This is a genomic window from Paraburkholderia sp. GAS206C (assembly GCF_050435645.1).
Lineage (GTDB): Bacteria > Pseudomonadota > Gammaproteobacteria > Burkholderiales > Burkholderiaceae > Paraburkholderia > Paraburkholderia phenazinium_B.
In genome coordinates, this window is sequence record NZ_JBNDKR010000003.1 from 141,149 (window position 1) to 165,942 (window position 24,794).

Below are 24,794 nucleotides of genomic sequence, written 5' to 3' on the forward strand. Positions count from 1 at the left end.
GAGGGCGAGTCCGCGTGGTCACGATTTTTCCTTTCCGATCTTGAATGCGACCGCCCATTCCGAATTGCTGCTGCGTAGTTGATAAACCTCTATTTTGTAAATTTCTTTTTTGAAAGCAGTCGATAACCACTGGAGAAGCTCGGATTTTCCAATCTTGCTGATCTCTCCGACGCCGAAATGCTCGCAAACCGCCCGATAAAGATCGGAGATATTGAGGGTGTTTTGATTTGATGTTTCTTCGAAATCCCAGAGCTGTTCGGCGGCGTATTGTGCTTCAAGCTCAACGATCTCTTGGCCTGAGAAGCTGGCTCTGATATATGCATAGATGCCGTCGACGTTCGCGTGACCGGCAATCCATGCCGCAGCATCCAGGGAGGCAAACTTTGCTGCCCAGAAAAAAGTCAAAAGAAAAGATTTTCGAAGCTCATGAACGCGAACATACCATCTTCTTCCGAGTTTATCCGTTGGTAAATTCACATAATCGCAAAATATATCAATTCTTCGGCCAAGCTCCTTTCGCCCGATACCGATCAAATGAAAGTCGGATTTAAGCTTCCGGGGCGGAAGCACGAAAAGTAAGTCGGTCGGCACACTGTTGGATCCCCATCTCCTCTGTAGCTCTAAAAGATCGGTTGCTAAACGCTTTAGAAGCCCGACGGCACGGGAAGCAACTCCTGGAATGGGGCGCTCAATCGTGTCGGCAACCCCCTCCGTTCCGTGCTTTTCGTTTACATGTGTCATCCAATATTGCTTGCGCCCGTGAAGACGAACACAATCACGCCACAATCCGGTAAGTTCACCGCTTCTGATCGGTTTTAATGAACCAATCAGAACCGCAATGGCTCCGTACAGGATGTTCATGGCGTCTATCACGGATGGATTCTTGCGGATCTTGTCATATAGTTCGTGTGGGGAGTCGTGCGCATGTCGTGCGGTCCAGCGATTTATGCCGAGCGGTGCAAGTGGGGCAGGAAGATTTGAGACTATCCAGCGATCTCTTCTCTCCCGAGCATTTCCGTGAAACAGATTTTGAGATCTAAGGTAGGTCAGCGCACGTACATAAAATGTGACAAGCGCTTCGCCGAAAACAATGACCCATCGAAGTGCCTCATTCAAATAGGCGAGCATCGTCTCCAACGGAATCCACGCAGTTGACGAATCGGGTCGAGTGTTTCTCTCAATGTAAGCTGACAACCTTCGCTGATCGTCTTCGCTAAATTCGCTTCTTGGATGCCCGAGTGCGCGTGCAAGTTTCGGCAGAGACGTGAGAATATCCTTGAATCCACGGCAACGCGACAAAGGTGCGCGGCGCTGATAGGCTTCTTCGCGCGCCAGAGTTTTATGCCCGAAGTATTCTGTTGACCGTAGGCCAGCCACCAGTAAACCTGGTGCAAGTCTCTCAAGGTCGGGTTCAAATTGCCTTAGAAAAGACGAAAATGCTGACCCTGCCATGAGGGACGCGTCGATCTTGAGCAGTTTGCTTAATTTTGTGCGGTCGATGTAACGGTGACGATTCCTGTTAAGGGAATAACAGCCTGCCTCATCTAACCAGTTGCAAACAAATTCTATTTCGTCCGCCGGCAATCTAAAAATATCGTCACCGAATATGGGGAAGGGGAGTGGATTTGGATTGCTGACAGTACGAAGAAATAAGAAACAATCTTGGATGGCACCTAACGCATGTGCTTTTCCCCTGACAGAAAACGACGATATAAATTCCTTGGCGATGTGGAAATCTACTGACAAGATCAGGGCGGCGGTTCGATTGGAGTTGCCGGTGCTGCGGTGCAGCCACTGCGCTATTGTGATGAGATCTTGGCACCACGTGATATGTGACGCGCGAGATGAGATGCCGGTGAGCGGCGTTTGTCGGGCAAGAAAGGCAAGTTTTTGGAGGGTCAGCAGAAGATTTCTGTTTTTCTCGTCGGTCAGAAGAGAGCCGTCTGCAAGACATTTCTTCCAGTCCAGCCCAATAGATAAATCATCATTATGGGGGTCACTCAGCGATTTATCTCTTCTCAACTTCCATACGTGGTCTGTGAGCTCAGATAGAAGCCAGTCCGCCTTCCACGCGCCGAGGTAACGTCCAGTTAGATTGGATGCTATTTCGAGTAAATGACGGGCTTTGGCGCGCTCAATGCTGCTGAAGGTCGGAGGGAGCTGAAGTTCATGCGGCATCTCGTACTCTCCTCTTGCTGGCGATTAGTTCGTGCCAGCACAAGTTTTCACACAACGACCGGTACCCTGATTCCGCCTCCTCGTGGGCAGCCCGGAATTCGGGTTCCCTCGCTTCTGGTAGCGTGCGTTTCAGCAGGTCGGCGAGATCAATGAGTTGTCGAGGGGAGATTCCAGTCCGTTCGTCAGGTATGCGTAATTCGACGTCGTTGAGTTCTGAACGTAACGCCAACTCTCGGTACGCGTAAAGTATTGTGACGGTGTCCGGGGATATCGGAATTGCTAGCGAGTCAGATGCAGAAATAGGTTTCGCAGCGTCTCTATCGGCGTAACGTTCGTGCAGCAGTTGCGCCAAAGGGGACGTATGTGACGGATGTTGTCGCAACATCTGCTGTAGAAATTCGTGCAGCTCTTCGACGTTGTCAAAGTCGCAAGCCTCCAATGCATACGGCTCGCCGGCAGAAGCCACTATTAGAAGCAGATTCTGAAAGCGGCGTATGAGCCGCTCGTTCCAGGCAACCATTAGAGCTTTCGGTATGTAGTGGTGCAGAGTTGTCTTTTTTTGATTACCCAACTTTCGAGACATAGCGAAAAGCGAGCCGGTTCTGAACCACTCCAAGACACCTTCGGTGTTTCTAAGATTGCTAAGGCTAGCAACTTTGGTATCTATATTGGCATCCGCCAGTTCCGGATGCTCCAGGAGTATGGTCGGAGTGATGCGCTCGTTCTTGCGAAAAATACAACCCGTAAGCTTCCCGGTCAATTTGGTTGCAGAAACAGGGGCAGCCCGTCCCTTGTGAGTGAAGATAAACAGTCTGTCTGAATCAGTGGGGTTCGTCGTTTCTAAGGACTTTCTCGCACCTGCGGAGATGCGGATGAGGTCTCGAAGGATGCGTCCAGATTGCTCTTCGAGCAGTTCAGTTTTAAATGATGCCGCTCGAAATTTAGGAACGCGAAAGGTATATCCGCTATCTTCGAGGATGAGGTAGTCAGCGCCGGATTTGGTGTGAATCTTTGCGTCAGCGAGGGCGTGTGGGGTGAAAGATGGCTGTGCCATAACCAGAAGCGCAGCCGCTATCGCGAGATCTAGACTCGTCAGGTTTCCGAGCATCCAGTTCAGCCGCCTGAATCGGTTAATGTGTGAAAACGGAACCTCGGGTGCGCCGGGAGGAAACGCAAAGAGACCTGATCTCGGAAGTAGGTGATCGTTGCCGAAATAATCCCGTTCCGCCCACGCGCTATGACGATAGCGGATAACGGCGAGCAGGTCGGCCAGAGAGCGCTCGCTGTGGCCCCCAGTCGGATGGTCTGCAAGGCTTTGCCTGGATCGGCCAGTCCCTGAGCGGTCCTGTTTAATCAGTCTCTCTATTGTCAATGGACTCGTTTTGCTCAGTAGCCTTTGCCCATAGTCAAAGTGCTCAACGACTGTTTGCCAGTGTGCGCTGAAGACGCGATGAAGAATCGCTCGTCGACGCGACAGTTCAGCCTCGACTTCATCGAGGTAAGCCGCGTCGGTGCGAGCGAGCGAAATGCCGACGATTAGCGATTCCTTGTCGTCTTTATCCGGTGGTTCTCCCTCCTCAGCCGCCACGGCCGGCTCGTTCCATCGTCTTGGAAGAAAATTGGCCGGTGGCCTCGGGAAAATGACGCCAGTGGGTAGGAATTCAGTTGTTTGCTGGAGATTGCTCAGGAGTGGGAGCCAGTAGCGGACCCATTCCTCCAGCCTGGTTCGTAACTTACTTGTGCGATCGGGGCGAGTAAGACAAAACCTGTAGGCATCGACCACAAATATCTGCCACGCCTCGGCAGAGTCGGGCAACGACTTGTAACGCAGAGCAGTGAGAGCGTCCCCCAGCGCAGAAGCAGTGGTGAGCACGTTGAGCCGCGAATAGAACCTCAGACCGGTGAGCCGCCGGCAAATAGCAACGAGGAGTGGCTCTGCCTGCCTGCCCAACACGGCCAACGACGTAAGATCCTTGCCGGTATAACGGGGGCCATTCCAGACCTCAGCTCGTATTTTATTAGTGTCGAAACAGAGTGTTATGGCTCCAACCCGAGTTTTGTGCATGTCAATTTCTCTGAGCATGCGACAACGCGCAATCCCTTTGTTATAGGGGATTCAAGCACTTTTGACAATTTTATGAGTCTGGAAAATTGTCGTGATACGGCGCACGGGAAAGTCGAAGTCGCAGTTCTGCAGCGCGGCGCGCACGCGCTCGCGGCTTTCGCGCACTTCGAGATCGGGAAGGCCGACGATCGAAAAAGAGGGTAATCCGTTGGCGAGGTGAACCTCGACCGTTACTTCAGGCGCGCGGCCAGCGGCCGGCGCGCGACTGCGCACCACGGCAAGCGACATGTTTTCTCCCGTCAGACGGCGCGCCGGTAGCGCGCACGACTCTCTAAAACGCTGATGACGTCACGGCTCGCTTGCCAGTGATGTGCAATTCAGACTTCGCGCAACCTCAGGACGTGTGTGTCACCGGCAGCTTCTGTTCTATCTCGGCCACGCGCCGCTCCAGTTCCTCGAGACGGGCGCGCGTACGCACCAGCACCTGGGTTTGCGTATCGAATTCTTCGCGCGTCACCAGATCGAGCTTTGAGAAGCCCTGCGACAGCATGGCCTTGACGTTGCGTTCGACATCCTTCGCGGGCGAGTTCTTGAGCAGATCGCTGATGCGAGCCTGGAAATCGTTGAAGACGTCGTTCGGTTGTTTCATGGTGTTCCCCTTAAATGCACAAAAAGTGTGCATGTGTCATTACGTCTGTGCCCCGGATCGGCGGATGAGCGTTTTTGGTGCATGACCGACCGGTCGGTACGGTTCCATGTGCGCCTTTGGTGCGCGTATTCGTGTCCGTGGCCTGCGAACACTCTAGCAACGATCCAGACGGCGCGCCACCGTCCCCCGCCAACGTTGGCCATCCGGCCAGGGGGAGCGCGGGGCCGCTACCGGCACCGGTTCCAGCGAGTGTGACACTCACATGGCATGCGAGTTGCTGTTACTGCCCGGCGCGCACTGCCGGGTGGTTTTACCGGCACTGCATCGATCCGGTTCGAGCACCAGCCGCGTATCGACGCAACAGTTCAGGGGAAACCAGGTTTCGCAAACGGGTTACGCAACTACAGCGAGGATTTCATGAAACTGATTACCGCAATCATCAAGCCGTTCAAGCTCGATGAGGCGCGCGAGGCCTTGTCGGCAATCGGCGTCTCCGGAATCACGGTGACAGAAGTGAAGGGCTTTGGGCGTCAGAAAGGCCACACCGAGCTGTACCGGGGCGCAGAGTACGTCGTCGATTTCCTGCCGAAGGTGAAGATCGAGGCCGCGGTCTCGGACGACATCGTCGATCAGGCGATCGAAGCGCTCGAGCGTGCCGCACGCACCGGCAAGATCGGCGACGGCAAGATTTTTGTCACGCCGATCGAGCAAGTGATTCGGATTCGCACCGGAGAGACCGGGGCGGACGCCCTGTAAATAGAACGATAGCGACTCGCTACAAGAGGAAAATTAAGATGCGCAAACTATTGATGTCCATGCTGATGGCCGGTTCGCTGCTCGCGGGCGGTATCGGCGCCGCCCTCGCGGACGACGCTTCAGCACCCGCAGCCGCCTCGGCGCCTGCCGCCGATACGACGGCCAGCGCACCGGCCGCCGCAGCATCGGCACCGGCAGCGGACGCCTCCGCACCGGCTACTGCCACAGCCGCACCTGACGCGTCGGCAGCCGCTGCCGCAGCCGCCCCGGCTGCTCCGACCGCGCCGTTCTCGGTCGACTCGTCGAAGATCAACTCCGGCGACACCGCCTGGATGCTGACCTCCACCGCGCTCGTGCTGTTCATGACGATCCCGGGCCTGGCACTGTTCTACGGCGGCATGGTCCGCAAGAAGAACGTGCTCGCAACGCTGATGCAAAGTTTCGCGATCACCTGCGTCGTGACGATCGTCTGGGTGGTGCTGGGCTACAGCCTGGCGTTCACACCTGGCGGCATGTTCATCGGCGGCTTCTCGCGCGTCTTCATGGCCGGGATGAACTATATCCACGGCGACAAGGCGACCACGCTGACGGTAAGCCACCTGGCTCCGACGATCCCGGAAACGGTCTACTGCGTGTATCAGATGACCTTCGCGATCATCACGCCGGCCCTGATCACGGGTGCGTTTGCTGACCGTATGAAGTTCTCGGCAATGCTGGTGTTCATGACGCTGTGGTCGATCATCGTCTACTCGCCGATCGCTCACATGGTCTGGGAACCGACCGGCTGGCTGGCTACGGCAGGCATCCTCGACTTCGCAGGCGGCACGGTGGTGCACATCAACGCCGGTATCGCCGGTCTGGTTTGCTGCCTGGTGCTCGGCAAGCGTGTCGGCTACGGCAAGGAAGTCATGGCTCCGCACAACCTCACGCTGACGCTGATCGGTGGCGCGATGCTGTGGGTGGGCTGGTTCGGTTTCAACGCAGGTTCCGCAGTGGCAGCAGACGGCCGTGCCGGCTTCGCGATGTTCGCAACGCAGGTTGCAACGGCAGCCGCAGCACTCGCATGGATGTTTGCTGAGTGGATCGCCAAGGGCAAGCCGTCGGTACTCGGCATCGTGTCGGGCGCGGTTGCAGGTCTGGTGGCGATTACGCCGGCTTCGGGCTTCGTCGGCATCGGCGGTTCGCTGGTGATCGGTATTGCAGCTGGCGTGATCTGCTTCTGGTCGGCTACGTGGCTCAAGGGCAAGCTCGGTTATGACGACTCGCTCGACTGCTTCGGCGTGCACTGCGTTGGCGGTATCGTCGGTGCACTGCTGACCGGCGTGTTCGCGGTCAAGGACATCGGCGGCGCGGACGGCAGCGTGATCCTGCAGGCCAAGGGCGTGTTGACGACCCTGATCTACAGCGGCGTGGTGAGCTTCGTCCTGCTGAAGGTGATCGATCTGGTGATGGGCATCCGCGTGACCGAAGAAGAGGAACGCGAAGGCCTGGACGTGAGCCTGCACGGCGAGCACGTCGAATAAGGTTTCAAGGATTTCAAGGCTTTACGATTCACGATCACGAATCAAGCGCAGCGACTTTGGCCCGCCTTCTGGCGGGCCTTTTCTTTGGCGCCGGTTGCGGTGCTATTGCTGGACTATTCGCGGATGAATCGCGGTAGACTGCATCCGAGGAGCAGTTTTCGCCGCCTATCGCGCTCATAGCGAGAATGCATCCGTCCCTGCTTGCGAATGGAGAAACCGTCCCCAAATGGACGAAGCATTTGCTCTACAATCTTTTTTCTCCAGTCTGCGAGTGATCAATGGTTCCGCACCTAGTTACGGCGTTAAACGGCCCGCTGCTCGATCTCGAGCGGAAGATCCTCGACGCTACACCCGCCATCGAACGCTGGTTCCGCCTGGAATGGCAGGAACACACGCCGCCGTTCTATTGCTCGGTCGATCTGCGTAACGCAGGTTTCAAGCTCGCCCCTGTCGACACCAATCTGTTCCCCGGCGCGTTCAACAACCTGCCGCAGGAAGTGTTGCCGCTCGCCGTGCAGGCGGCCATGGCTTCGATCGAAAAGATCTGTCCGGACGCGAAGAACCTGCTGGTCATTCCGGAGCGCCACACGCGCAATGCGTTTTATCTGGAGAATGTCGCCCGTCTGGCGACCATCATGCGGCAAGCCGGGCTCAACGTCCGGTTCGGTACCCTCGACGAGAGCGTCGACGGGCCGGTCACCATTGCGTTGTCCGACGGTCAGAAGATCGTCCTTGAGCCGCTCGAGCGCTCGGCACGCCGGCTTGGCCTGAAGAATTTCGATCCGTGTTCGATTCTTCTGAACAACGATCTTTCCGGTGGCATTCCGCCGGTCCTTGAAAATCTGCACGAGCAGTATCTGCTGCCCCCGTTGCATGCCGCGTGGGCGGTGCGTCGCAAGTCGACGCATTTCTCCTGCTATGACGACGTTGCCAAGAAGTTCGCGAAGATGGTCGAAATCGATCCGTGGATGATCAATCCGTACTTCGCGCACGTGGAAGGCGTCGATTTCCAGGAGCGTACTGGCGAAGAGGCGCTGGCCGATGCGATCGACGGCGTGCTGAAGAAGATTGCCAAGAAATATCGCGAGTACGGCATCTCCGAGAAGCCGTACGTGGTCATCAAGTCGGATGCGGGCACTTACGGCATGGGCGTGATGACCGTGCACGACGCCTCGGAAGTCGCCGCGCTCACCAAGCGCGAGCGCGCCAAGATGGCAACCACCAAGGACGGTCTCGAAGTGCACGACGTGATCGTGCAGGAAGGCGTCTACACGTTCGAGCGGATCGGTGAGGAAGTCGCCGAGCCGGTCGTGTATATGATCGACCGGTATGTAGTGGGCGGCTTCTATCGCGTGCACGGCAGCCGTGAGCGCGATCAGAATCTGAATGCGCCCGGTATGCACTTCGTGCCGCTCGGCTTCGAGCATACGGCTTTGCCGGACGCTCATGCGAAGCCCGGTGTGGCACCACCGAACCGTTTTTATATGTACGGTGTGGTGGCGCGGCTTGGCTTGCTGGCCGCCTCGGTGGAACTGGAAAAGACCGATCCGGAAGCGATCCAGGTCTGATTCGCGGCCAAGGTCTCGCTTCACACCCGGTTGCTGTGGCGTCGAGGCTACGCCTCGTTACGCCACACCGGACCGACGGGCGGCGCGCTTCATGCCGCCGCCCTTTGTTTAACGCATAATGCCAAGCCCATCAGTGCGCATCAGGACTTCCATGGACATTCTCTTTATCGCCGACCCGCTGGATCACTTCAAGATCTACAAGGATTCGACCTACGCGATGATGGCCGAGGCGGCCCGGCGCGGTCACACGCTCTACACCTGCGAGCCGAAGCATCTCGCATGGACGGGTGCAGACGTCGAGGCGAATGCGCGGCGCTTTGCGATTGTCGGCGACGAATCCGATGGTCATCGCGAGACCTGGTATGCCGCCGATGCCGCTGCCGCGCGCTCGCTGAAAAGCTTTGCCGCTGTGGTGATGCGCAAAGACCCGCCGTTCGACATGGAATACGTGACGTCCACGTGGCTGCTGGAGCTTGCAGAACGCAGCGGCGCCCGCATCTTCAATAAGCCGCAGGCGATTCGGGATCATTCGGAAAAGCTCGCGATCGGCGAATTCCCGCAGTTCGTGGCGCCAACGCTCGTGACGCGCGACGCCGCAAGATTGCGCGCGTTTCACGCGGAGCATGGCGATGTGATCCTGAAGCCGCTCGACGGCATGGGCGGCATGGGCGTGTTTCGCGTGAAAGCGGATGGCATGAACCTCGGTTCGATCATCGAGATGCTGAGCCACGACGGCGCGCGTTCGGTGATGGCGCAGAAATTCATCCCCGAGATCAAGGACGGCGACAAGCGCATTCTGCTGATCGGCGGCCAGCCGGTGCCGTATTCGCTCGCGCGCATTCCTCAGGGCAATGAGGTGCGCGGCAATCTTGCCGCGGGTGGGCTCGGCGTGGCGCAACCGCTGACCGAGCACGATCGCAAGATTGCGGAGACGCTGGCGCCGGTGCTCGCGGAGCGCGGTCTGCTGCTGGTGGGCCTCGACGCAATTGGTGATTGGCTCACCGAAGTGAACGTGACGAGCCCGACGTGCTTTCGCGAAATCATGGATCAGACCGGTTTCGACGTCGCCGGAATGTTCATCGACGCGTTGGAGCGGGCGGTCGGATAACGCAGTCGCCCTGACGGGTTGCCCAGGTGGTCTGTCAGGGCGGCGTCGAGCGAACAAGTGGCGGAAGCGCGAAAATGAGCCTGTTACAATGCCCGCTCTTTAGCGGCGGCCCGCGTCGGTTAGGATCGCCGGCAGGCGCGCCGCCCGAAACCTCAGGTTTCGCGCGGGCATGAAGCGCTCGTTCGCTGCGGGGCCGTCTCGGCCTGGCAGGTAGGCAGCGCGGAACGCGGATCCGACCCTCAGACCATCGGCCGGTCGAGGGCGTGACGACCGGGTTAAAACCCGGGCCACGGTTCAGGGCCGTTTTTTGCAGCAAGGCTGACATGGCAGGCATTCTGATCATTGCGCACGCCCCTCTCGCAACGGCGCTCAGGGACTGTATCGCACACGTTTACGGGGGCTTACCGGCCCGCATCGGCGTCATCGACGTCTCACCGGACTGCGATCCTGTGGAGGTCGTGGCATTCGCGCACTCCGAGATCGATCGGCTCAGGGAAGAGAACGGCGCCCTGGTGTTGACCGATATGTTCGGCGCGACGCCTTCCAATATCGCTGCGCGGCTCGCGTCGCTGCCCGATGTGCGCGTACTGGCCGGCGTGAATCTGCCGATGCTGCTACGCGCGGTCTGCTATCGCGCGACGCCGCTCGACACGCTGGTCGACAAGGCGCTGGCCGGGGCGACCAAGGGCGTCCAGGCGATCGCCGCGGGCACGCCCGCGCCAGTGTGCGCACCGCCTGTGATGGGCGATTGCGTGCCTGCCATGCTGCCGGAGAGCGATCTCACCCACAAGCAGGGCACGACGAGCCTGTAACGGTTTCGGTTTCATCTTTCATAAACATCATTACCCGCGCTTCGGACCATTACATGCTGCAACAGGAAACGACTATCGTGAACAAGCTGGGGCTGCACGCGCGCGCGTCGGCCAAACTGACGCAACTCGCGGGTAACTTCCAGGCGGAAATCTGGATGAGCCGCAACGGGCGGCGCATCAACGCGAAAAGCATCATGGGAGTGATGATGCTGGCCGCGGGCATCGGCAGCACGGTGCTGATCGAAACCGAAGGCTCAGACGAAAAGGAAGCGATGGACGCACTACTGAAACTGATCGCTGATAAATTCGGCGAAGGTCAGTAACGCGGCGCGTTTACAGATTATTTGGGTCGTCACGCCGCGGTTTTCCGCGGCGTTTTTTTTAACGCGTCACAATCGACGCGGTAACACAGCGTGTTGCGCTGCACACTGACCAGGCAGGCGCCAGTAAGCTGCGGAATTTATAATGACGTGCAAGGTCTGAGAGCATTGCAGCGGTCTACCGCGGCATCACACAACTAGAGGAGGTGCGCGTGTCGTTCACGCTGCATGGAATTCCCGTGTCACGCGGTATCGCCATCGGGCGGGCTTATCTGATCGCCCCGGCTGCACTCGACGTCGACCACTATTTAGTCGAGCCCGCCCAGATCGAAGGCGAGGTCGAGCGTTTCCGCTCGGCCCAGCAACTCGTTCATCAGGAGCTCGATATATTGCGCAACGATCTCGCGGCGGATGCGCCGAGCGAGATGGGCGCGTTTATCAACGTTCATTCAATGATCCTGAACGATGCGATGCTCGTCCAGGAAACCATCGATCTGATCCGCACGCGCCGCTATAACGTGGAATGGGCGCTCACCGAGCAGCTCGAGCGCCTGTCACGCCACTTCGACGACATCGAAGACGAATACCTGCGCGAGCGGAAAGCCGATATCCAGCAGGTGGTCGAACGCGTGCTGAAGGCGCTGGCTGGGGCAACGGCGGCGAGTCTGGTCGACAACGCGCACGGCACGTGCGACGAAATGATCGTGGTCGCGCATGACATTGCGCCGGCCGACATGATGCAGTTCAAAACGCAAACGTTTCAGGGCTTCGTGACGGATCTGGGCGGCCGTACCTCGCATACGGCGATTGTCGCGCGCAGCCTCGGCATTCCGGCTGCGGTCGGCGTGCAGCACGCCAGCGCGCTGATCCGTCAGGACGATCTGATTATCGTCGACGGCGATCATGGCATCGTGATCGTCGACCCCGCGCCGATCGTGCTCGAGGAGTATTCGTACCGGCAAAGCGAGAAGGCGCTCGAGCAGCGCAAGCTGCAGCGTCTGAAGTTCTCTCCCACGCAGACGCTGTGCGGCACGCGCATCGAGCTGTGTGCGAACATCGAACTGCCCGACGATGCGAAAGCGGCGGTGGATGCGGGTGCAATGGGCATCGGCCTGTTCCGCACCGAGTTCCTGTTCATGAATCACAAGGACAAGCTGCCGGCCGAAGAGGAGCAGTTTGCCGCCTATCGGCGCGCGGTGGAGCTGATGAACGGGTTGCCGGTCACGATCCGCACGATCGACGTGGGGGCCGACAAGCCGCTCGATTCGATGAGCGGTGGCGATGGCTATGAAACCGCCGCCAACCCGGCGCTGGGGCTGCGTGCGATCCGCTGGAGCCTGTCCGAGCCACAGATGTTTCTCACGCAGTTGCGCGCCATCCTGCGAGCGTCGGTGTTCGGCACAGTGAAGATCCTGATTCCGATGCTTGCGCATGCGCAAGAGATCGACCAGACGCTCGATCTGATTCGGGAAGCCAAACGTCAGCTCGACGACGCGGGTCTTGCCTACGATCCGAACGTGCAGGTCGGCGCGATGATCGAGATTCCCGCGGCGGCGATCGCGTTGCCACTGTTTTTGAAGCGGCTCGATTTTCTGTCGATCGGCACGAACGATCTGATCCAGTACACGCTGGCGATCGACCGTGCGGACAACGCGGTGGCGCATCTGTATGACCCGCTGCATCCGGCCGTGCTGCATCTGATCGCCTTCACGCTGCGCGAGGCGAAGCGCGCGGGTGTGCCGGTGTCGGTGTGCGGTGAGATGGCAGGCGATCCGGCGCTGACGCGTCTATTGCTCGGTATGGGCCTCACCGAGTTTTCGATGCATCCGAGCCAGTTGCTGGTCGTGAAGCAGGAGATCCTGCGCTCGCACGTGAAGAGTCTGGAGAAGCCGGTGGCGGATGTGCTGGCTTCGTTCGAGCCGGAAGAGGTGCAGGCTGCCTTGAAGCGGGTCGCGGCCGTGTGAGCTTGGTTCCTCGCCGCGTGCGCAGGCGCGCACTTCGCACTTGCACGCGCGGGGAAGCACTGATCGATTGGGCTTAACCTTAACTCTACGACGGACGATGCGCGTGGCCGCAGACCGGGCAATCCGGCTGGCGCGCGATGCGCATCGTGTTCCACTCCATTCGCAGCGAATCGAGCATCATCAGGCGGCCGACGAGCGGCGTGCCGATTCCCGCGATCACACGCAATGCTTCGGCGGTCTGCATCGCGCCGATGATCCCCACTGTCGGCGCAAATACGCCCATGGTCGAACAGGCCACTTCTTCGAACGGCTGGTCCTCCGGGAACACGCACGCATAGCAGGGCGAGGCGGCGTCGCGGAAGTCGAACGTGCTGATCTGCCCATCGAAGCGCAGCGCCGCGCCTGACACGAGCGGCACCCGGTGCGCAAAGCACGCGCGATTGATGGCGTGGCGCGTCGCGAAGTTATCGGTGCAATCGAGCACAACCGTAGCGTGCGGCACCGCTGCGTCGAGCCACGCATCGTCGACGCGTTGCGCGACTGCATCCACTATCACATCAGGATTGAGTTGGGCGAGCGCGTCGCGCCCGGACTCGACCTTGCTGCGACCTACCGAAGCCGTCACGTGCAGAATCTGGCGCTGCAGGTTGGTGAGATCGACGGTGTCGGCATCGACAAGCGTCAGCTTGCCCACGCCCGCTGCGGCCAGATACATCGCCGCTGGCGAGCCCAGCCCTCCCGCGCCGATGACGATCGCATGTGCATCGAGAAAGCGCTGTTGAGCCTCGATACCGAGTTCGTCGACAAGAATATGGCGTGAATAGCGGAGAAGTTGATCGTCGTTCATGGCGGGGCGCCGAGGTGTGTCGCGCGGAGGCGGCAAACAGGCCAGCCGCATTCGAGGTCAGGCGTTGCCTGCTGCGCGAGCATTCGTTCTGTTGATTCTAATCGCGCTGGACAAAAGGGTCTTCGCAACGTGTCGCGCTGCGAAGACCCTTAGGTGAAACTTGCTGCTTAGTTGGCTTGCGATGCCGGAGCCGGCGCGGAAGCCGGCGTGCTCGCCGATGCGCCCGTGCCTGGCACCGGAGTGGTCGGCTTGACCGCCACCGGCGCCGAAGCGGATTGCTCCGGCTTGTTCTGCGCGAGACGGCGTTCCGACAGCGACTTCGATTCCTGTACCGGCTTGCCTTCCAGCTTGTTCAGGCCTTGTTGCAGCATGAAGTCGTCGGCCGAACCGAACTCGACCGGCTTGCGGTCGCGGTCCTTCTGGCGTTGTTCCGGCGTCTTCTTGTCGTTCTGCTCTTCAAGCGCGCGCAACTGGTCCATGCGATCCTGCTCGCGCTGTTCCTGTTCCTTCTTCTCGTCCGGATCCTGCGTGTTTGCCAGGTGGTTCGAATAGTCCACTTCGCGCGTCACGAGTGCGTCGTCCGGATCGCCGTCCGCGTACTGGTCAACCGCAACGTCCGGGCGGATACCCTTGTTCTGGATCGAACGGCCGCTCGGCGTGTAGTAGTACGCCGTGGTCAGGCGCAGCGCGGTGTCGGCGGTCATCGGACGCACCGTTTGCACCGAACCCTTGCCGAAGGTCGTCTTGCCGACGATCAGCGCACGATGCTGATCCTGCAGCGCACCAGCGACGATTTCCGATGCCGACGCCGAGTAGGCGTTGGTCAGCACGATCATCGGCACGGTCTTGAAGATCGGCGCTTCGTCCTTCAGCGGGTCGCTGTCAAACGACGGCAGACGGTAGTTATCGTAGGTATCGCGGTAGACCTGCTTCGAATCCGGGATCTGCCCGTTGGTCGAGACCACCACCGAATCCGGCGGCAGGAAGGCGCCGGCCACGCCGACCGCGCTTTGCAGCAGACCGCCGCCGTTGTTGCGCAGGTCGAGCACGAGGCCCTTCAGGTTCGGCTGCTGGCGTGCGATTTCCTGCAGCTTTTCGGCCAGGTCAGGCGTGGTGCGTTCCTGGAAGCTGGTGATGCGGATGTACGCATAACCCGGCGCCAGGATCTTCATCTTCACGCTCTGCACCTTGATGATGGCGCGCGTGACCGTGAGCGGGAACGTGCGGTCATCGGTCTTGCGGAAGATCGTGAGCGTAACCTTGGTGCCCGGATCGCCGCGCATCTGCTTGACGGCCTGGTCGAGCGTCATGCCGCGCACCGGCTTGTCGTTGATACGCGTGATCAGGTCGCCCGGACGGATACCGGCGCGAAACGCCGGGGTGTCTTCGATCGGCGAGATCACCTTGATCAGGCCGTCCTCCGCCGAAATCTCAATGCCGAGGCCCGCGAAGCGGCCCTTGGTCTGTTCCTGCAGTTCTTCGTAATCGGTCTTGTCGAGGTACGACGAGTGCGGGTCGAGGCTCGACACCATGCCCTTGATAGCGGCCGTGAGGAGCTTCTTGTCATCGACCGGTTCTACATATTCGTGCTTGATCTGTCCGAAAACTTCGGCAAACAGCCGCAGCTGATCGAGCGGCAGCGGCGCGACGGCGCTGCTGGCGGGTTGCTGGGCCGAGGCGGAAAGTTGCAATGTTGCAAAAACGCCGGTAGCAAGGCCCGCGGCAATCAGGCCGATATTTTTCAGGTTCTTTCGCATAGAGTCTGTTGCGGTCGGAAGCGCGTGGCAGCGTCAAAGAGATGGGGACGGACAAGTATAACTGCACACACCCGCCCAGGCAGTGCACAGCGATAGTAATCGCAATTCGACAGCGCAAGGCGCGCCGGGTTCTGGGGATTTACGCTGGGGAGCAGAGAAATGTGCGGTAACGGGTGAACGGTGATGTCCTGGATCGGCAGTGTACCTTGCGCTGCGTACACCGGCCGGTTCGGGCGAGTGTACACAGCGTGTTTCCTGCAGCGTTGTATTGCGCTTTATGCAGCCAATGCCCAGGGCAAATCAGGAGGTCAGGAGGTCCGCGTGAGGCCAATGAGGCCTACGCGGCGGGAAGCCGTTGAGGAGCCCAAACGAGCGGCGCAGACGGCGCCGCTCGCGGGGTTTAGCCCGCCTTGCCTTGCTTCGCGACAGCCGCCGCGGCCTTGGCAATCGCGTCCTGGTCGCCCAGATAGTAGTGCTTGATGGGCTTCAGGTTTTCGTCCAGCTCATACACGAGCGGCACACCGTTCGGGATGTTCAGGCCGACGATGTCATTGTCCGAAATGTTGTCGAGATACTTCACGAGCGCCCGGATCGAGTTGCCGTGCGCGGCGATCAGCACCTTGCGGCCCGATTTGATGGCCGGCGCGATCGATTCGTTCCAGATCGGCATCACGCGGGCCACGGTGTCCTTCAGACACTCGGTCAGCGGCAACTCTTCGCGCGGTACCTTGGCGTAGCGCGGGTCGTTATACGCGGTGCGCTCGTCGGACGGGTCGAGTGCCGGCGGCGGCGTGTCGTAGCTGCGGCGCCAGATCAGCACCTGCTCGTCGCCGAACTTGGCAGCGGTCTCCGCCTTGTTCAGACCCGACAGCGCGCCGTAGTGCCGTTCGTTCAGACGCCACGAATGGACTACCGGCAGGTACATCAGATCCATCTGGTCCTGCACGTGCCAAAGGGTGCGGACCGCGCGCTTGAGGACGGACGTGTAGGCGATATCGAACGTGTAGCCCGATTCCTTCAGCAGCACGCCAGCCTGCTGCGCTTCACGATTGCCTTGCTCGGTCAGGTCGACATCGACCCAGCCTGTGAAGCGGTTTTCCTTGTTCCACGTCGATTCGCCGTGGCGGATGAGAACGAGTTTGTACATAAGATGGCCGGTCGGTAGTAAGGAAGCGGTAAAGCGCGGCGCACGCGGCCCGAATGGGCCGTCGCCATCGCGTCAGGCGGTTATTTTATAATGGTCGGATTGCCCCTTTCTGATTTTTCCGATTTCTCTCTTTTTCGGCGGATTTTCCGTGAAGTTTTTCACCGATTACACAAACCTTGTACTCATCGCGATCGTCCTCATCTCCGGTGGGTTGCTCCTGTGGCCGACCATCAGCCGCCGGGGTCGCGGCGGCCTGACCGCAGCCGCTGCCACCCAGCTGATCAACCGCCGCAACGCCGTAGTCATCGACCTGCGGCCGTCGGCGGAGTTCGCGAACGGTCATTTGCCCGCAGCGCGGCATCTCGAGTTTGCCGAGTTGCAGGCGAAGGTTGGCCAGCTCGTGAAGAACAAGAGCAACCCGGTACTGCTAGTCTGTCAAAACGGCCAGCAGTCGAATAAGGCGGTACGCGTCGTGCAGGACGCGGGCTACGCCGAAGTCCATGTGCTCGAAGGCGGCCTGAACGCCTGGCAGCAGGCCGGCATGCCGGTTGTGAAACAAGGAGCAGCGAAGTGAACAAGGTAATCATGTACAGCACCCAGGTGTGCCCGTATTGCCAGATGGCCGAACGTCTTTTAAAGTCGCGCGGCGTCGAGATTGTCGAAAAGGTGCTGATCGACAAGGACCCGGCCCGGCGTGAAGAGATGATGAGCCGCACAGGCCGTCGTACGGTGCCTCAGGTGTTCATCGGCGAGACGCACGTGGGCGGCTATGATGACCTTTCCGCGCTCGATCGCGCGGGCGGCTTGATGCCGCTGCTCGAAGCTGCCTGAGCGCGGGTTGATTCCAGCGGGTTAATTCCGGCTTCACGCGGGATTGATGCCGGGTTCACGCGCCGAACTGGCAAAACAGCACCAGAACAAGCCGTTGTGTCGGCGCCCGGGTTGGGCGGCGCGCAACGCACCGACCCGGCGCTCCATGGCAGCATGGCGCGCCGCAAATGACCATATTCAGGGAATATCCAATCATGTCCGACGAGAATAACCAGCCGTTCTTCAACATCCAGCGCATCTACCTGAAGGACATGTCGCTCGAGCAGCCGAATTCGCCGGCCATCTTCCTCGAACAGGAAATGCCGTCGGTCGAAGTCGAAGTGGACGTAAAGGCCGAGCGCCTCGCCGATACCGTGTTCGAAATCCTCGTCACCGGCACCGTGACGGCCAAGGTGTCGGACAAGGTCGCGTTCCTGATCGAAGCCAAGCAGGCTGGCATTTTCGATATCCGCAACATTCCGGCTGAGCAGATCGATCCGCTGGTCGGCATTGCTTGCCCGACGATCCTGTTCCCGTACCTGCGTTCGAACATCGCCGACGCGATTACCCGCGCCGGTTTCCCGCCGATCCACCTCGCCGAAATCAACTTCCAGGCCCTGTACGAGCAACGTCTCGCGCAGCTCGGCACGCAAGAAGGCGCGGCGCAGAACGGCGTCACGCACTAAGTGTTGCGCGCAGTGCCGGGTATGAAAGTCGCCGTTCTCGGCGCTGGTGCATGGGGCACCGCTCTCGCGGGCCATCTGGCGGTGCGGCACGATACGGTGCTGTGGGCGCGTGAGCCGGCGCTGGTCGCCGAGCTTGCTGCAACCCAGGAAAACGCCCGCTATCTGGCGGGCGTTGCTTTGCCGGCCGGGCTTCGATATGAGGCCGATCTGGAAGCGGCACTGAGCCACGCGTTGGCTGACGACGCGTTGTGCGTCGTCGCGACGCCGGTGGCCGGTTTGCGCGGTCTGTTTCAGGCCATGCGTGCTGCCGGCAAGGTGCCGGCTCACGTGGTCTGGTTGTGCAAGGGTTTCGAGGCCGATACGCAGTTGCTGCCGCATCAGGTCGTCGCAGCTGAGCTGGCCGGTCACAGCAGCAATGGTGTTTTGTCCGGGCCCAGCTTTGCGCGTGAAGTGGGGCAGGGCTTGCCGGTCGCATTGACTATCGCGAGCGCATCGGCTGCCTGTCGCGAGCGAACCGTGGCGGCGTTTCATCATGGCGCCATGCGTATCTACACGGGGGACGACCTCGTGGGCGTGGAAGTGGGCGGTGCGGTGAAAAACGTGCTGGCGATTGCTACGGGGATCGCCGATGGCCTCGGTCTTGGCCTTAATGCTCGGGCTGCGCTGATCACGCGCGGTCTGGCCGAAATGTCGCGCCTGGGCGTGACGCTCGGTGGCCGGGCCGAAACGTTCACCGGTCTCACGGGTCTCGGCGATCTGATTCTGACGGCCACCGGCGATCTGTCGCGCAACCGCACGGTCGGCGTGCAACTGGCTGCGGGACGCACCCTTGACGATATCCTCGGCGCACTCGGTCACGTGGCCGAGGGCGTGCGCTGTGCGCAAGCTGTGCTGGCGATTGCGCGGGCTCATTCGATCGACATGCCGATTACCGAGGCTGTCTGCGCGGTGCTGTTCGATGGTGTCGCTCCGCGCGATGCCGTAAGCGCGCTGCTGCGGCGGGACGCCAAAGCCGAGTAGGTCGGCGCGGCGGTCACGGTCACGCTTTGACCGGCGTAACGGCTTACGTAGCAAGCACATCCGTCTCAACAACGGTTCAGCCTTCTGCGGATCGGCGATCCGGGCCCTTTCAGGCCCAATAGCCCGTTCCGGATCGCGCTGAACCGTTGTCCTCTCTTCGCTGTCAACGTCTTATCGGCGTTTCGAATGGCGAGGTTCTCCATGCTCCTATCCGGTCAATGTTCGCTCGAAGCGCGCGTCGTCGATATCACGACGCTGACCGTCGACGCGATCGTCAATGCGGCTAATACGTCATTGCTGGGCGGCGGGGGCGTCGACGGTGCGATTCATCGCGCAGCGGGGCGTGCGCTGTTGCGCGAATGCGAGATGCTGGGTGGTTGTGCCACCGGCGACGCGAAAATCACCGCCGGCTATCAGTTGCCCGCCAGGCATGTGATTCACGCGGTCGGTCCAGTCTGGCACGGCGGCGGCCGAGGCGAGGCCGAACGACTGGCGTCGTGTTACCGGCGCTCGCTTGAACTCGCCAGCGAGGCGCAGTGCGCAAGCATCGCGTTTCCAGCGATTAGTTGCGGTATCTACCGTTTTCCGGCGGACGAGGCGGTAAGCATTGCGGTGGGTGCGGTGCTCGAGACCTTGCCGCGCGTGCCGGGAATCGAACGTGTGCTGTTTGCGTGTTTCGACGATGCGATGTTCGCCCGCTATCAAACCGAACTGGCCAGGCGGGCAACGCTGTTGCGTCAGGCGCCGCCTTCGAAGCCGGCTTGACGCCACGCTTCGAATACCACCACGGCCACGGTATTCGACAGGTTCAGACTGCGATTGCCCGGCCGCATCGGCAGACGCACACGCTGTTCGGCGGCGAACTGTTCGAGCACGCCGTCCGGCAGGCCACGCGTTTCCGCACCGAACACGAACCAGTCGCCGGGCAGGAACGCATGCGCGTGAAACGCGCCCGAACCGCGCGTCGTGAACGCGAACATCCGCGCCGGGTCTGGTGTTTCGCTGGCGATGAACGCTGCCCAGTTGGCATGCACATGCATCTGCGCGTACTCGTGATAGTCGAGCCCGGCGCGCTTCATTTTGGCGTCGTCGAGTGGAAATCCGAGCGGTTCGATCAGGTGCAGACGAGCACCGGTATTTGCGCACAGACGGATGACGTTACCGGTATTCGGTGGAATTTCGGGTTCGACGAGGACGACGTTGAACATGATGTGAGCCAGTGGAAACTAGTTTTTCGGTGTGCGCAACGCGACGAAGTTCGTTACGCGCCGCGCCCCGGCGGCCTTCAGCACGTGTGCGAGGGCTTCGAGCGTGGCGCCGGTCGTCATGACATCGTCGACCACGGCCACGTGCAGGCCGCGCACCGGTGCGGCGACTTCAAACGCCCGGCCGACGTTTTGCCGGCGCGCATCCAGATCCAGTCGCGATTGCGGCGCGGTTTCGATCACGCGAGCGACCAACGTGGCGTCGCTGCGCACCCGAAGCGTACGCGCGAGCGGCTTCGCAATCTGCCATGCCTGGTTGTAACCACGTTCGACGAGGCGCTTCGCCGCAAGCGGGACCGGCGCGATCACGTCGGGCCATTCGGAGGCGCTTAGCGAATCGCCCGCGAGACGTGCAAGCCGCTGCGCAAACTCGTCGGCCAGCAGCAGGCGAGCACGAAACTTCAGGCCCACAGCGAGCGAGTCGAGTGGCGCGCGATAGTCGGCCAGCGCGAGCGTCGCGTCGAACGGCGGCGCCGTGGCGACACAGTCCGCACACCGGTAACCGGCGTTCCTGCCGCGACGCGAACTCGGCAACGGAACCGCGCAGACCAGGCAACGCAGGCGCGATTCGTTCGCATAAGCCTCGTCACAGCCTCGACAGAGTGCACTCTGCGACAAATTGCCGCAGAGTGCACAGAGATTCGGCAGGACGGCATGAACAAGGCGCGGCCATGAAGATCCCAGCCGGGTTGCAAGTTTTGCAACCCGGCCGCAAGGTGAAAAAGCCGACACCTGGAATTGCATTGATGGGCCGCCTGCGAAACGCCAGTTACGATGAGTGAAAGGGAGCGAGCGAGTATACTTCGGGCTCTTCGTCCGCGTGACCCCCATGTCCTCAACTCCCGCAAAATCTGGCCGTCCGGCCTATGATTCCCGGCGCCTTCAGCGGATTTTCGATCGCCGCGCCGCCACTTTCGACGAGGTTGCGTTCCTGCCGCGCGAGATCGCCCAGCGTATGCGCGAGCGTCTCGATTACATCAAGGTCAGTCCGGCCGCCGTGCTCGATGCGGGCTGTGGCGCGGGCGACGACCTGCCTGGTTTGCGCGAGCGTTTCCCCGAAGCACCGGTGTTCGGTACGGATCTTTCCCATGCCATGCTGACCCGCGCGCTGGCGCACGACGCCGGCGACACGAGCTGGCGGCGCTTTCTGCCGGCTTCGATCGGCAAGGCGCTCGGCGCGCGCGGCCCGCGCTTCGCCCAGGCCGATTTCTCCGCTCTGCCCTTTACGCCCGGCGCGTTCGAATTCATCTGGTCAAACCTCGCCTTGCACTGGCATTCGCGGCCCGATCTCGTGTTTCCCGAATGGCAGCGCGTGCTCAAGGTAGGGGGGCTGCTAATGTTCAGCACGCTTGGTCCCGATACACTCAAGGAACTGCGCGGCGCCTATGCCGAAGTGGAGGCGGCGCACGGTGTGCCGTCCGCGAAGCATGTGATCGATTTCGTGGACATGCACGATCTGGGCGATATGCTGGTGGAAAGCGGCTTCGAGATTCCGGTGATGGATCAGGAAACGCTCACCATCACCTATCAGTCGCCGCAGTCGCTGCTTGCGGATGTGCGCCGTTGGGGTGCCTATCCGTTCGAGCGCGAGGCTGCGGCTTATCCGGGCATGGGCGCCGGGCCGGTGTCTCGGCGCTTGTACAAGGCCCTGCTGGCGGCGCTGGAGGCGCGCCGGCGGGCGGACGGCACGCTTGCCCTGACGTTCGAGGTGATCTACGGACATGCATGGAAGGCTGTGCCACGGATGACCGCCGAAGGTCACGGGATCGTGCGGCTCGAGGACATTGGCCGGGGTCCGTCGAAGAATCGTTGAACCGGAAAGAGGGCATCTGTTATGTCTGAAATTACCGGGACAAAAGTGTTTCCCGAGGTGCGTCAAAACGGCGCAGAGGCTTGTCGGGACTGGCTTGCGGGCCGATAGGGCGTTGCTTGTGGATGCCATAGAACGCGCCTATAATGCGTCAGTTTGTCGCTCGGAGTTCCCACATCCGCAGCGGCAGGCCCGAGGCGCTGGGCAGCAGGAAAGGGCGGTAGGCAACGGTAACAGGCAGGGTTAAGAGGCAACTCGCAGGAGACAGCGATGGCGTCATCTGATCTGCTGGTGGAGTCGGAACCGGTCCTCAAAGACTGGACGATGAAACGCAACTGTTCGGTGTCGCCCAGGCAGTTCGTATGGTTCTATGTGTCGCTTGCGGTGTTTTCGCTGCTGATTGCTTTCATGCTGGATCTGATCGGCGCCTGGCTGGTGCTGCCGTTCACCGGCATTGAGTTGGTGGCGGTCGGTATCGCTTTTGCAATTTACGCACGTCATGCTGTGGATTACGAACGCATCAGGCTGTTTCCGAACCGGCTGGTAATCGAGCGGGTAAGCGCGGAGCAGGTCACGCAGTTCGAATTCAATCCACGCTGGGTGCGGATCGAGCCGGGCGCAACGCCGCGTGACCACATCAAACTGGTTTCGCGTGGCCAGACGATCATGATCGGGCAACACCTCGCGCAGTATCGGCGCGCGCAATTTGCAGGTGAATTGCGCATGTGGCTCAGGCGTTGTTAGACGCATTGAGGCTCGCGCCGTTCAGGAGGAGCGCGAGGCAGCCTTCCAGCGGGGTCGAGGGTTTGAATGGAAAATTTGGGTAAGGAATCTATGAAAACAATCAAGCGAGCCCTGATGGGCGGGCTGGCGCTTACCGGGATGTTCTTTGCCGGTGCCGCGCTGGCAGTGGGTGACAGTCCTGGCGGCCCCGCCGTCAACGAGATCAACCTCCAGCCGCCTGCAACCGCTATCGCTGAGGAGCTCTATCACCTCCACACGTTCATGCTGATCCTCTGTACGGTGATCTTCATTGGCGTGTTCGGCGTGATGTTCTATTCGGTCTTTGCTCACCGCAAGTCGAAAGGCCATAAGGCCGCCCATTTCCACGAAAGCACCACCGTTGAAATCATCTGGACGATTGTCCCGTTCGTCATCGTCGTGCTGATGGCGTTGCCCGCCACCAAGACGGTCATCGCGATGAAGGACACCACCAACTCCGACCTCACCGTGAAGGTGACCGGGTATCAGTGGAAGTGGAACTACGACTACGTGAAGGGTCCGGGCGAAGGCATCAACTTCTTCTCCACGTTGACCACGCCGCGTGCCGAGGTCGACGGCGAACAGGCCAAGACCGATACCTATCTGCAGGAAGTCGACAACCCGCTCGTGGTGCCGGTCGACAAGAAGATCCGCATCATCACCACCGCCAACGACGTGGTCCACTCCTGGTACGTGCCGGCCTTCGGCGTGAAGCAGGATGCGATTCCGGGCTTCGTGCGCGACACGTGGTTCAAGGCCGACAAGGTTGGTACCTTCCGCGGCTTCTGTACGGAGCTGTGCGGCAAAGAACATGCGTTCATGCCGGTCGTCGTCGAAGTGCTTTCGGCTGACGACTATGCGAAGTGGGTCGCCGACCAGCAGAAGAAAATGGCCGCCGGCGCTGACGATCCGAACAAGACCTACACCCTCGCTGAATTGATGGAGCGCGGCGGCAAGGTCTATGCGGCGAACTGCGCGGTCTGTCACCAGCCGACCGGCAAGGGTGGTGGCGCGTTCCCGGCGCTCGACGGCAGCAAGGTTGCCAACGGCCCGATTGCCCAGCACGTGAGCATCGTGCTGAAGGGCAAGAACGTGATGCCGTCGTGGGGGCCTACCCTGAACGACGTCGAAATCGCATCGGTCATCACATTTGAGCGCAACTCGTGGGGCAACCACACGGGCGACATTCTCCAGCCGAAGCAGGTTGCGGATGCGCGCAATGGCAAGCTGCCCGAAGGTGGGGACCACCTCGCGGGCGCGGCAGCAGGCGCAAGCGGTGCGGCCGCCGCTAGCGGCGCTGACGCAACATCGGGCGCTGCAGCGGCGTCGGGCGGCGACGCCGCGTCAGGCGCGGCAGCAGCCCCGGCCTCCGGCGGTTCGGATAGCGCAGCAGCGTCGCAACCGCAGGCAGCCTTGCCGGCCAACGTCTACTTCGAGACCGGCAAGAGCACGCTGCCGGGCGACGCGCAGGCAGCAGTCGCGGCGGCTGCGGATTACGCGAAGGCGCATCCGGATGCCAAGTTCACTCTGTCAGGCTTTACGGACGCCACCGGTTCGGCCGAGCTCAATGCGAAGCTCGCCAAGAGCCGCGCGGAAGCCGTGCGCGATGCGCTGAAGTCGGCTGGCATCGCTGAAGACCATATTATTTTAAAGAAGCCGGAAACGGTCACGGGCGGCAGCGACCCCAAAGAGGCTCGCCGTGTTCAGATCAGTTCCGCAGCCTGACGTGTTCATGGTCAGCACCGCA

23 protein-coding genes and 1 pseudogene are annotated in these 24,794 nt (G+C 60.6%); 15 read left to right on the forward strand and 9 right to left on the reverse strand.

Annotated features, from left to right (window positions below; translation table 11 throughout):
• Window positions 1-18 precede the first annotated feature (18 nt).
• From P3T20_RS08950 to P3T20_RS08965, 4 genes and pseudogenes are all read right to left on the reverse strand, one after another.
• Window positions 19-2,178 carry a hypothetical protein gene (locus P3T20_RS08950; RefSeq protein WP_429286740.1) on the reverse strand — a complete coding sequence of 720 codons (2,160 nt, stop codon included), beginning with the start codon at window positions 2,176-2,178 and terminating at the stop codon, window positions 19-21.
• Window positions 2,168-3,766, reverse strand: a complete 1,599-nt coding sequence (locus P3T20_RS08955) for a hypothetical protein (protein WP_429286741.1) — start codon at window positions 3,764-3,766, stop codon at window positions 2,168-2,170. The genes P3T20_RS08950 and P3T20_RS08955 overlap by 11 nt, the downstream gene beginning before the upstream one ends.
• 567 nt (window positions 3,767-4,333) lie before the next feature.
• A pseudogene (locus P3T20_RS08960) lies at window positions 4,334-4,531 on the reverse strand (magnesium chelatase domain-containing protein); the annotation flags it as partial.
• A gap of 106 nt (window positions 4,532-4,637) precedes the next feature.
• On the reverse strand, window positions 4,638-4,892 hold the full coding sequence (locus P3T20_RS08965) for an accessory factor UbiK family protein (RefSeq protein ID WP_074263243.1): 255 nt from the start codon (window positions 4,890-4,892) through the stop codon (window positions 4,638-4,640).
• Between the two features lie 417 nt (window positions 4,893-5,309).
• Here P3T20_RS08965 and P3T20_RS08970 point away from each other — a divergent pair, with 417 nt between their 5' ends.
• The 7 genes from P3T20_RS08970 (at window position 5,310) to ptsP (ending at window position 12,943) form a co-directional block, all read left to right on the forward strand.
• Window positions 5,310-5,648 carry a P-II family nitrogen regulator gene (locus tag P3T20_RS08970; RefSeq protein WP_006048089.1) on the forward strand — a complete coding sequence of 113 codons (339 nt, stop codon included), beginning with the start codon at window positions 5,310-5,312 and terminating at the stop codon, window positions 5,646-5,648.
• Between the two features lie 38 nt (window positions 5,649-5,686).
• Complete coding sequence (locus P3T20_RS08975; RefSeq protein ID WP_429286742.1) at window positions 5,687-7,171, forward strand: ammonium transporter; 1,485 nt, start codon at window positions 5,687-5,689, stop codon at window positions 7,169-7,171.
• A 278-nt stretch (window positions 7,172-7,449) separates the two neighbouring features.
• Window positions 7,450-8,739: a glutamate--cysteine ligase gene (gene gshA / locus P3T20_RS08980; RefSeq protein WP_074263245.1), complete on the forward strand. Its 1,290-nt coding sequence runs from the start codon at window positions 7,450-7,452 to the stop codon at window positions 8,737-8,739.
• Between the two features lie 151 nt (window positions 8,740-8,890).
• Window positions 8,891-9,847, forward strand: a complete 957-nt coding sequence (gene gshB, locus P3T20_RS08985; protein ID WP_429286743.1) for a glutathione synthase — start codon at window positions 8,891-8,893, stop codon at window positions 9,845-9,847.
• Window positions 9,848-10,170: 323 nt separating this feature from the next.
• On the forward strand, window positions 10,171-10,659 hold the full coding sequence (locus P3T20_RS08990) for a PTS sugar transporter subunit IIA (RefSeq protein ID WP_429286744.1): 489 nt from the start codon (window positions 10,171-10,173) through the stop codon (window positions 10,657-10,659).
• 53 nt (window positions 10,660-10,712) lie between these two features.
• The gene (locus P3T20_RS08995; RefSeq protein WP_074263248.1) at window positions 10,713-10,982 is read left to right on the forward strand and encodes an HPr family phosphocarrier protein; all 270 of its coding nucleotides are present in this window, start codon (window positions 10,713-10,715) and stop codon (window positions 10,980-10,982) included.
• Window positions 10,983-11,191: 209 nt separating this feature from the next.
• A complete protein-coding gene (gene ptsP / locus P3T20_RS09000; RefSeq protein WP_429286745.1) occupies window positions 11,192-12,943 on the forward strand; it encodes a phosphoenolpyruvate--protein phosphotransferase in 1,752 nt (583 codons plus the stop codon).
• An 85-nt stretch (window positions 12,944-13,028) separates the two neighbouring features.
• Here ptsP and P3T20_RS09005 read toward each other — a convergent pair whose 3' ends face one another.
• The 3 genes from P3T20_RS09005 to gpmA all read right to left on the reverse strand — a co-directional run bounded on the left by P3T20_RS09005 (window position 13,029) and on the right by gpmA (window position 16,694).
• Window positions 13,029-13,790 carry a HesA/MoeB/ThiF family protein gene (locus tag P3T20_RS09005; protein WP_429286746.1) on the reverse strand — a complete coding sequence of 254 codons (762 nt, stop codon included), beginning with the start codon at window positions 13,788-13,790 and terminating at the stop codon, window positions 13,029-13,031.
• A 167-nt stretch (window positions 13,791-13,957) separates the two neighbouring features.
• Window positions 13,958-15,547, reverse strand: a complete 1,590-nt coding sequence (locus tag P3T20_RS09010) for a S41 family peptidase (protein WP_429286747.1) — start codon at window positions 15,545-15,547, stop codon at window positions 13,958-13,960.
• A gap of 400 nt (window positions 15,548-15,947) precedes the next feature.
• On the reverse strand, window positions 15,948-16,694 hold the full coding sequence (gpmA, locus tag P3T20_RS09015) for a 2,3-diphosphoglycerate-dependent phosphoglycerate mutase (protein ID WP_429286748.1): 747 nt from the start codon (window positions 16,692-16,694) through the stop codon (window positions 15,948-15,950).
• Between the two features lie 148 nt (window positions 16,695-16,842).
• Between gpmA and P3T20_RS09020 the strand changes: the two genes are divergently transcribed.
• The 5 genes from P3T20_RS09020 to P3T20_RS09040 all read left to right on the forward strand — a co-directional run bounded on the left by P3T20_RS09020 (window position 16,843) and on the right by P3T20_RS09040 (window position 19,975).
• The gene (locus P3T20_RS09020) at window positions 16,843-17,268 is read left to right on the forward strand and encodes a rhodanese-like domain-containing protein (RefSeq protein WP_074263253.1); all 426 of its coding nucleotides are present in this window, start codon (window positions 16,843-16,845) and stop codon (window positions 17,266-17,268) included.
• Window positions 17,265-17,525, forward strand: coding sequence for a glutaredoxin 3 (gene grxC / locus P3T20_RS09025; RefSeq protein WP_074263254.1), 261 nt, complete (start codon window positions 17,265-17,267; stop codon window positions 17,523-17,525). Before P3T20_RS09020 ends, grxC begins: the two co-directional genes overlap by 4 nt.
• A 194-nt stretch (window positions 17,526-17,719) precedes the next feature.
• Complete coding sequence (gene secB / locus P3T20_RS09030) at window positions 17,720-18,190, forward strand: protein-export chaperone SecB (protein ID WP_074263255.1); 471 nt, start codon at window positions 17,720-17,722, stop codon at window positions 18,188-18,190.
• Window positions 18,191-18,211: 21 nt separating this feature from the next.
• Window positions 18,212-19,210 (forward strand): NAD(P)H-dependent glycerol-3-phosphate dehydrogenase, encoded by a 999-nt coding sequence (locus tag P3T20_RS09035; protein WP_074265918.1) that lies wholly within the window; start codon window positions 18,212-18,214, stop codon window positions 19,208-19,210.
• 201 nt (window positions 19,211-19,411) lie between these two features.
• Entirely contained in the window at window positions 19,412-19,975 is a 564-nt protein-coding gene (locus P3T20_RS09040) for an O-acetyl-ADP-ribose deacetylase (protein ID WP_074263256.1), read from the forward strand.
• Here the strand turns inward: P3T20_RS09040 and trmL are convergent.
• The gene (gene trmL, locus P3T20_RS09045) at window positions 19,948-20,418 is read right to left on the reverse strand and encodes a tRNA (uridine(34)/cytosine(34)/5-carboxymethylaminomethyluridine(34)-2'-O)-methyltransferase TrmL (RefSeq protein ID WP_074263257.1); all 471 of its coding nucleotides are present in this window, start codon (window positions 20,416-20,418) and stop codon (window positions 19,948-19,950) included. The two genes, P3T20_RS09040 and trmL, sit on opposite strands and share 28 nt — an antisense overlap.
• An 18-nt stretch (window positions 20,419-20,436) precedes the next feature.
• On the reverse strand, window positions 20,437-21,093 hold the full coding sequence (locus P3T20_RS09050; protein WP_254368757.1) for a ComF family protein: 657 nt from the start codon (window positions 21,091-21,093) through the stop codon (window positions 20,437-20,439).
• 211 nt (window positions 21,094-21,304) lie between these two features.
• On the opposite strand from P3T20_RS09050, the gene P3T20_RS09055 reads away from it, so the two are divergent.
• The 3 genes from P3T20_RS09055 (at window position 21,305) to coxB (ending at window position 24,772) form a co-directional block, all read left to right on the forward strand.
• On the forward strand, window positions 21,305-22,288 hold the full coding sequence (locus P3T20_RS09055) for a methyltransferase domain-containing protein (protein WP_429286749.1): 984 nt from the start codon (window positions 21,305-21,307) through the stop codon (window positions 22,286-22,288).
• Window positions 22,289-22,555: 267 nt separating this feature from the next.
• Window positions 22,556-23,029 carry a DUF2244 domain-containing protein gene (locus P3T20_RS09060; RefSeq protein ID WP_074263260.1) on the forward strand — a complete coding sequence of 158 codons (474 nt, stop codon included), beginning with the start codon at window positions 22,556-22,558 and terminating at the stop codon, window positions 23,027-23,029.
• 66 nt (window positions 23,030-23,095) lie between these two features.
• On the forward strand, window positions 23,096-24,772 hold the full coding sequence (gene coxB, locus P3T20_RS09065) for a cytochrome c oxidase subunit II (protein ID WP_074263261.1): 1,677 nt from the start codon (window positions 23,096-23,098) through the stop codon (window positions 24,770-24,772).
• The last annotated feature ends 22 nt before the right edge of the window (window positions 24,773-24,794 follow it).